This window comes from Asticcacaulis biprosthecium C19 (assembly GCF_000204015.1).
Classification (GTDB): Bacteria; Pseudomonadota; Alphaproteobacteria; order Caulobacterales; family Caulobacteraceae; genus Asticcacaulis; species Asticcacaulis biprosthecius.
Genome location: NZ_GL883078.1, coordinates 955,420 through 963,342, shown reverse-complemented (window position 1 = coordinate 963,342; position 7,923 = coordinate 955,420). Strand labels below are relative to the sequence as shown.

The following is a 7,923-nucleotide window of genomic DNA, read 5'->3' as shown; positions in this document are numbered from 1 at the left end:
CCCTATAGGAGGGCTCACTTGCTCGCCACCTCCCCCGCAAGCGGTGGAGGATAGTTTGCTTTACCGCTCCTATCGCGTCGGGCGAAAATATCTGGCTTTTTAAAACTACACCAAATCGATATGGTTTATCGTGGCCGCGTAAGCGCAACCCAAAAAGTGGCTGCCACTTTTTGGAAAAGTTGCGCGACAGTGACAATGCCAAGGAATATCTCATGCCGATTTCGCGCCCGTCCGTACCCGTAAAAACACCCACCACCCCGCAAAGCATCTGGTATGCCCGCTGCCCTACCCTGACGGCGCTGGGCCTGATCGCCAACCGCGGTGTGTTGCAGCGTGAGTTCCTGCGCGAGAACGTCTACATCGTGTCGGTGCGCGAGAACTCGACACCGCAGATCCGCCAGGGCCATCTCGACCACACCCTGCCCAATCTGATCCGCGAGGCCGATGCCGCCACCGCCATCTGGTCGCATGGCCTGAACGAAAAGTCGCGGCTGCTGGCGCTGGGCCATACTTTCCACGCCGTTAGCGTTGTCACCCGGTCCTCCCAGCCGATCGACTCGCTTAAGGATCTGGTCGGCCGCCGCCTGTCTGTACCCAAGGAGGCCGGCGCCTTTTCGCCGGCCCAGGTGCGGACCCTGCGTGCCTGGGAAACCATCCTGGCCCTGCGCAACATTCCTGTCCGCGATATCGAATGGGCGCCGGTCATTGCCGACCACCCCTCCGTGCCGTTCGGTGATGTCGCCCGCCGCGAGGTCGAAGCCCTGCTGGGCGGTCAGACCGACGTCGCCATCCTCTATGGAGCCAAGGGTATTGAGTTGGCGCGTAACGCCCACCTCAAGGTCGTGCATCGTTTCGAAGCGCCTGAAATCCAGAGCGATCCACGCCTGCTGGGCCTGGTCGAACAGCGCGCGGTGACGGTCGACGGCACCCTGCTGGACGCCCGCGACGATCTGGTGGCGCGCGTGCTGGGAAACCTGCTCGAAGCGGCCGACTGGGCCGCCGCCTTCCCGAAGGAGGCCCTGCGCCATGCCGCGCTTGAAGGCAAGGTCGAGCTCGATGACGCCGCCGCGGCCTATGACGGGCTGGTGGCGCAAGGCGCGCAGCTCGGGCTCGAACTCCATCGCCTGGAGGCGCTGGAAAACCTGCACGGCTGGCTGAAAAACCGCCATCTGGTGCCCGAAAGCCATCAGATCGCCTCCTGGCTTCGACCTGAAATTCTGGAATCGGCACGCCACGCCGTTCCAGCCTGACTTCGGCCCCTTCCCGGTTCGGGCCGAACCGGCGGGAGGTGTGTTCCTTCTCACCCAAGACGCACCTCCCGCCAATTTTGCTTTTCCTCAGGTCGTGATATGACGCGCGCATGAACCCTGTTTTCCGCGATCTGAAGACTTCGATTTTCGAGATCATGTCCGGCGAAGCCCGCCGGCTGGGCGCGGTCAATCTCGGCCAGGGTTTCCCCGAAAGTGACGGCTTTCCGGATGTCCGTCAGGCCGCCGGCGACGCGCTGATGCACCAGTCGAACCAGTATGCGCCCATGCGGGGTTTGCCGATCCTGCGCCAGGCGGTGGCGGACTTCTATCAAAAATATCAGGGCATTGACCTCGATCCCGACCGTCAGGTTCTGGTGACCTCAGGCGCAACCGAAGCTATCTGCGCCGCCATGATCTCCCTGATTTCGCCGGGCGACGAGGTGGTGGTGTTCGAGCCAATGTACGACGCCTATGTGCCGCTGATCCGGCGCGCCGGCGGCATTCCGCGCATCGTGCAGTTGTCGCCGCCGCACTGGCGCTTCAGTCAGGCCGACCTGCACGCCGCCTTCAATGCGCGGACGAAACTGGTCCTGCTGACCACGCCCAACAACCCGACGACCCACGCTCTGGGCCAGGCAGAACTGCGGCTGATCGAACACTATGCCGAACGCCACAACGCCTTTGTCGTCGCCGATGAAGTCTGGGAGCAACTGGTGTTTGATGATCCGCACCTCAGCGTGCTGCATCTACCGGGCCTGGCGCAACGGGCGATCAAGATCGGCTCGGCGGGCAAGATCTTTTCGCTGACCGGCTGGAAGGTTGGCTTTGTCTGCGGTCCGGCGGAACTGGTCGACCAGGTCGCCCGCGCCCATCAGTTCATCACCTTTTCGACTCCGCCGGCCTTGCAACATGGTGTCGCCTATGGCTTGGCCCTGCCGGCGCAACGCTTTGACGAAGCCTTGGCGGGGTTTCGCGAGTCGCGCGACTACCTGGTGAAGGGGCTGAATGATGCCGGGTTCACCGTCCTGCCGTCGCAAGGCACCTATTTCGTCAATGTCGACCTGGTCGCTTCGGGCATCGACCGGCCGGGTCTGGAGTTTGCTTTCGAGCTGTTGAACCAGCATGGCCTGGCGACCATTCCCTTGCAGGCGTTTTGTGAATCCGGCCGCGATCTGCCGGTGCTGCGGCTGTGCTTCGCCAAGGCGCGCGAAAGCCTCGACAAGGGCATAGAGGCGCTAAAAAACGCGCGATAATTTCGCACTTGCAAACCGAAGTGAAACGTTTCACTCTTCGCATATGCAGGGGCCGACACACGACCGCATCACCGAAACCGCCAAGGCTTTGGGGCTGGATTTGCCCGAGGCCTGCCGACCGGGTGTGCAGGCTAATCTCGACTTGCTGGCGCAGCATGCCAGGACCCTCGACGACTTCCTCGCCGGTGACGAGACATGACCAGCCGGGTTGAGCAGGCGCTGTCCGCCGCGCAGAACGATCGCCACAACGCCTTTACCCGCATCCTGGTTGACGAGGCCCGTCGCGATGCCGCCACCTCCAAGACCGGCCGCCTTGCCGGCGTACCCTTCGCGGTCAAGGACCTGTTCGACATCGCCGGCCTGCCGACCACGGCCGGCGCCAGAATGCGCCTCGACGCCACGCCCGCCAAGGCCGATGCCACCGTCATCACCCGCCTGAAAGCCGAGGGCGCGGTGCTGATCGGCACAACGAACATGGACGAGTACGCCTACGGATTTGCGACGGTGAACGCCCATTTCGGCACCACACTCAACCCCCACGCTCCCGACCGCCTCGCCGGAGGCTCATCCGGCGGTTCAGCCGCCGCGGTCGCCGCCGGCGTCGTTCCCCTGGCCCTGGGCTCCGATACCAACGGTTCCATTCGCGTCCCGGCCTCGCTGTGCGGCGTTTGGGGTATGCGCCCGGCCATGGATGACATGCCGCTCGAGGGTGTCTTTCCGTTCGTCCATGCCCTCGACACGGTCGGCCCATTCACGCGCTCGCTGGCCGATCTGAAGCTGGCCTACGAAGTCATGTCCTGCCGCGTTCTCGCGACGACTTCCGCCACGCCCCGAATTGCCCGCCTGACCGGCTTTTTCGCGCGCAACGCCGACCCCGACGCCTTGGCCGCCGTCGCCACGATCGACGCCGAACCGCTCGACCTGCCCATGGCTGAGGCCGCCCGTTCCGCCGCTTTTCTGATCACCGGCGCCCAGGGCGGGGCGCTGCATCTCGATACCCTGAAAACTCGCGCGATGGACTATGACCCTGCTGTGCGTGATCGTCTGATCGCCGGCGCCATGCTGCCGTCCGCAACCTATCTTCGTGCTCAGGACATGGCTGCCCGCTGGCGCGCCCAGGTCACTGAAGCTTTCCAAACCTGTGACATCCTGATTGCGCCCTCAACGCCGGTGACCGCGCCGCGCATCGACGCCGGCACCATCGAGATCAACGGCCAGACCGTCTCGGCCCGCGCCAATCTCGGCATCCTGGCGCAACCGCTGAGCCTGGCCGGCATTCCGGTCATCTCGGCGCCGGTTCGTAAATCCGGCTTGCCGTTCGGCCTGCAGTTCGCCACGGCGCCGGGCCGCGAAGCCCTTCTGTTCGACTACCTCGCCCGCCTCGAAGCCGAAGGCGTGCTCGGCGCATCCGTGCTGGAGGCCGCATGATCCACACGCCGTCTTCCTATCGCGGCATGGTCACGTCGCCGCATCACCTGGCGTCCCAGGCCGGTTTGGATATCCTGAAGGCCGGTGGCACTGCGAGAGAAGCCGCCGTTGCCGTCGCGGCGACCCTGGCCGTGGTCTATCCCCATATGAATTCGATCGGCGGCGACAGCTTCTGGCTGATCCGCGAGCCGGATGGCCGCGTCCACAGCGTCCATGGCTGCGGCGGTGCTGCGCAAAAAGCGACGCTCGACCTCTATCGCGGCCACGACGCCGTACCCTGGCGCGGATCGTTGGCGGCCAATACCGTTGCCGGCACCATATCCGCCTGGCAGGCCATGCTGGAAGGCGGCACGCTAACGCTCGCCCGCATTCTGGAAGCCGCCATCCACTATGCCGAATGCGGTGTGGCGGTGACTCAGGGCGGGGCGGAGATCGCCGCCGTCAAGGACGCCGAGCTGAAGGACGTCTTCGGCTACAGCGACGTCTTCGGCGGCCCCGTTCAGGCCGGTGACCAGCTGAAACAGCCTGCCCTGGCGCAGACCCTGAAACGCCTGACCGAGCAGGGGCTGAGCAGCTTCTACACCGGCGCCCTGGCGCGCGAAATCGCGGCCGATCTTGCGCTCGCCGGTTCGCCGGTGTTCCTTGCCGATCTTGAAGCGCACAGGGTCGAATACCCGCAACCGCTATATACGGGAATCCCCGGCGCGACCCTGTACAATGCGGCGCCGCCGACCCAGGGGTTCGCCTCGTTGTTGATCCTGGCCATGTTCTCGCGGCTGGGCGTCACCTCCGTCGATGACTTCCCTCATCTCCATGGCCTTGTCGAAGCCACAAAACGCGCCTTCTTGCTGCGTGACGCCCATATCGGCGATCCGGCTTTCATGAATTTCGATCCGCAGGCCTTGTTGTCCGATCCGGCGGCGCTCGATGCCCTTGCCGCGAAAATCAACCCCGCCAAGGCTCTGCCGTGGCCGCACGATCCGGCCAAGGGCGATACGGTCTGGTTCGGTGTCATCGACGGTGAAGGCCGCGCCGTCAGTGCTATCCAGAGCACCTATTTCGAATTCGGCTCGGGCCTGGTCCTGCCGCAGACCGGCATCATCTGGCAAAACCGCGGCGCGTCCTTTACGCTGACCGAGACCGGACCGAGGGCGCTGAAACCCGGACGCAAGCCGTTTCACACCCTCAACCCGGCCATGGCGGTGTTCGACGATGGCCGGGTCATGCCCTACGGCACAATGGGCGGCGAAGGCCAGCCGCAAACCCAGGCGGCGATCTTCTCGCGCTATGCGGCGGGTGTGCCGCTGCAGCAAAGCGTCACCGCGCCGCGCTGGCTGCTAGGCAAGACCTGGGGCGAGAACAGTGTCACCTTGAAGCTGGAGGACCGGTTCGATCCGGCCGTCTATGCTGCGCTTCGCCAGGCCGGTCACGATGTCGAACTCGTGCCTCCTTTCACCTCGATGATGGGCCATGCCGGCGCCCTGGTGCGCCACGGCGACGGCCGCATCGACGGCGCGACCGATCCGCGCTCGGACGGGAGCGTAGCGTCATGGTAGCCTCGGGTCAGCGCGCGGTCGAACGGTGCAACGTCCTGGGCGGCGGGGCGTTCAGCGACAGCCCGGATTTCCTTTACCGGCCCTATCTCGGCAGCGGTTACCGCGCCACGCTGGACCAGGTCGCCGCCTGGATGGAACAGGCCGGTATGACCACGCGCATCGACGCTGCTGGCAATCTGATCGGCCGTTACGGCGAGGCCGCCAAATCCTTGATCATCGCGTCGCATCTCGACAGTGTCCGTGACGCCGGCCGCTATGACGGACCGCTGGGGGTCATGCTGGGCATCGAGGTTGTCGCCGCGCTGAATGGCCGCGCGCTACCCTTCGCTATCGAAGTTTATGGTTTCGGCGACGAAGAGGGATCGCGCTTTCCCGCCGCCATGCTGACATCGCGGGCCGTGGCAGGTGCGCTCGAGCCCGCCGCGCTGGAGGTGCCGGGCCTGGACGATGCCTTGCAGGACTTCGGCCTGTCGAGGGTGGGATTTCTTGATGCGCGGCGCGATCCCGCCGACCTAGTGGGCTATGTCGAAGCCCATATCGAACAGGGGCCGGTGCTGGAAGCCGAAGGCCTGGCCTTGGGCGCCGTCACCGCCATCGCCGCGCAACTGCGCTTCGAAATCACGGTCGATGGCATAGCCGGTCATGCCGGCACCAACAGTATGGGGCTGCGCCGCGATGCCCTGACGGCCGCGGCAGAGATGGTTCTGGCGGTCGAGGACGTGGCGCGCCAAGGCCCTGACGATCTGGTTGCGACGGTCGGCAGGATGGCGGTCGGTCCCGGCGCGCCCAATGTCGTACCGGGCCTGGTCGTCTTTTCGCTGGATGTGCGCGCCGGCACCGAAGACGTGCGCAACGCCGCCGCCGACAACATTCGGCAGCGTTTGAGCGGCATCGCCGTTGAGCGCCGTATCGGTCTCGACGTGCAGCAAATCCACGATCTGCCGGCGGTGCCGTGCGATCCGATGCTGATGGATCTGATGGACCAGGCGGTGGTCGCCACTGGCCAGACCCCGCGCCGACTGGTCTCGGGCGCCGGCCATGACGCCATGGTGTTTTCACCCATTACGCCGACAGCCATGCTGTTCATCCGTTGTAAGGACGGCATCAGCCACAATCCGCGCGAAAGCGTAACGCCGGAGGATGCCGACCTGGCCCTGCGCGCCCTGACGACCTTTATCGACCTGCTGGAAGCCCGATATGCCTGACGTGTTTGCTGAAATCGATCCGCCGCAAAGGCTGTTGATGGGGCCGGGACCGGTCAACGCCTATCCGCGTGTGCTGCGGGCCATGTCGGCGGATCTGCTCGGGCAGTTCGATCCGGAAATGACCGGCTATATGAACGAGACCATGGCGCTGTACCGCGGCGTGTTCCAGACGCAGAACCGGTGGACCTTCGTGATCGATGGCACCGCCCGCGCCGGCATCGAAGCCGCCCTGGTGTCCCTGACCGAACCGGGCGCCAAGGTGCTGATCGTCCGTTCGGGCCGGTTCGGTTTGCTGCTGACCGAGATCTGCGAACGCCTGGGCGCCGACTATGTCACGGTCGATGCCGACTGGGGGCAGGTGGTGCCGTTCGACCGCATCGCGCAAGCCGCGCGCGCGCACCGGCCGCAGGTTATTGCCGCGATCCACGGTGACACCTCGACCACCATGGCCCAGCCGCTGGACAGCCTGGGTGAACTGTGCCGCGAGATTGGCGCTTTGTCCTATGTCGACGCCACCGCGACCTTGGGCGGGATGAGCGTGCCGGTCGATGCCTGGGGCGCCGATATCGTCACAGCCGGTTTGCAGAAATGCCTGGGTGGACCGTCGGGATCGGCGCCGATCACGATTTCGGATCGCGCTGCCGAGTTCATCTTTGCGCGCCGCCACACCGAGAAAGGCATCCGTGCCTCCGACGCGACCGACGGCAACCGCGCCCGCATCGGGTCCAACTATTTCGACCTGGCCATGATCATGGACTACTGGTCGGAAAAGCGGTTGAACCACCACACCGAAGCCACCTCCATGCTATACGCAGCGCGGGAATGCGCCCGCATCGCCTTGCAGGAAGGCCTGGAGGCGCGGTTTGCCCGCCATGAGTTGGCCGGCCGCGCCGTGGTTGCCGGCGCCCGGGCCATCGGCCTGGCTGTTTATGGTGACGACGCCCATCGCATGACCAATGTCACCGGCATATTTATCCCGGATGCTATCGACGGCGAAACTATCCGACGCCGCATGCGTGAAGACTTCGAGATCGAGATCGGCACCGCGTTTGGTCCTCTGGCGGGCAAGATCTGGCGCATCGGCGCCATGGGCTACAATGCCCGCAAGCATAAGGTGCTGATCACCTTGGGCGCGTTGGAGGGCTGTTTGCGTGCTGAAGGTTTCGCGGCCAGATCGGGCGTCGATGCAGCTTTGGAGATGTATGAGGCTTCGCATGCGTGAGCTCAGATA

At 64.9% G+C, this 7,923-nt stretch carries 7 protein-coding genes; all 7 read left to right on the top strand.

The genetic code is table 11. From position 1 onward, the window contains the following. Window positions 1-212: 212 nt before the first annotated feature. Complete coding sequence (locus ABI_RS14725; protein ID WP_050808320.1) at window positions 213-1,250, top strand: ABC transporter substrate-binding protein; 1,038 nt, start codon at window positions 213-215, stop codon at window positions 1,248-1,250. A 110-nt stretch (window positions 1,251-1,360) separates the two neighbouring features. Further along, complete coding sequence (locus ABI_RS14720) at window positions 1,361-2,503, top strand: aminotransferase (protein ID WP_006273827.1); 1,143 nt, start codon at window positions 1,361-1,363, stop codon at window positions 2,501-2,503. Between the two features lie 43 nt (window positions 2,504-2,546). Further along, the gene (locus ABI_RS25975) at window positions 2,547-2,702 is read left to right on the top strand and encodes a DUF4089 domain-containing protein (protein WP_006273826.1); all 156 of its coding nucleotides are present in this window, start codon (window positions 2,547-2,549) and stop codon (window positions 2,700-2,702) included. Continuing rightward, on the top strand, window positions 2,699-3,931 hold the full coding sequence (locus ABI_RS14715) for an AtzE family amidohydrolase (RefSeq protein ID WP_006273825.1): 1,233 nt from the start codon (window positions 2,699-2,701) through the stop codon (window positions 3,929-3,931). The genes ABI_RS25975 and ABI_RS14715 overlap by 4 nt, the downstream gene beginning before the upstream one ends. Continuing rightward, on the top strand, window positions 3,928-5,487 hold the full coding sequence (locus ABI_RS14710; RefSeq protein WP_006273824.1) for a gamma-glutamyltransferase family protein: 1,560 nt from the start codon (window positions 3,928-3,930) through the stop codon (window positions 5,485-5,487). The genes ABI_RS14715 and ABI_RS14710 overlap by 4 nt, the downstream gene beginning before the upstream one ends. Then, a complete protein-coding gene (locus ABI_RS14705; protein ID WP_006273823.1) occupies window positions 5,481-6,692 on the top strand; it encodes an allantoate amidohydrolase in 1,212 nt (403 codons plus the stop codon). The genes ABI_RS14710 and ABI_RS14705 overlap by 7 nt, the downstream gene beginning before the upstream one ends. Further along, window positions 6,685-7,914 (top strand): pyridoxal-phosphate-dependent aminotransferase family protein, encoded by a 1,230-nt coding sequence (locus ABI_RS14700; protein ID WP_040309301.1) that lies wholly within the window; start codon window positions 6,685-6,687, stop codon window positions 7,912-7,914. The genes ABI_RS14705 and ABI_RS14700 overlap by 8 nt, the downstream gene beginning before the upstream one ends. The last annotated feature ends 9 nt before the right edge of the window (window positions 7,915-7,923 follow it).

Coding starts and splice junctions, on each gene's coding strand:
- ABI_RS14700 (WP_040309301.1), top strand. CDS start 6,685: ATGCCTGACGTGTTTGCTGAAATCGATCCGCCGCAAAGGCTGTTGATG.
- ABI_RS14715 (WP_006273825.1), top strand. CDS start 2,699: ATGACCAGCCGGGTTGAGCAGGCGCTGTCCGCCGCGCAGAACGATCGC.
- ABI_RS14720 (WP_006273827.1), top strand. CDS start 1,361: ATGAACCCTGTTTTCCGCGATCTGAAGACTTCGATTTTCGAGATCATG.
- ABI_RS14705 (WP_006273823.1), top strand. CDS start 5,481: ATGGTAGCCTCGGGTCAGCGCGCGGTCGAACGGTGCAACGTCCTGGGC.
- ABI_RS14710 (WP_006273824.1), top strand. CDS start 3,928: ATGATCCACACGCCGTCTTCCTATCGCGGCATGGTCACGTCGCCGCAT.
- ABI_RS25975 (WP_006273826.1), top strand. CDS start 2,547: ATGCAGGGGCCGACACACGACCGCATCACCGAAACCGCCAAGGCTTTG.
- ABI_RS14725 (WP_050808320.1), top strand. CDS start 213: ATGCCGATTTCGCGCCCGTCCGTACCCGTAAAAACACCCACCACCCCG.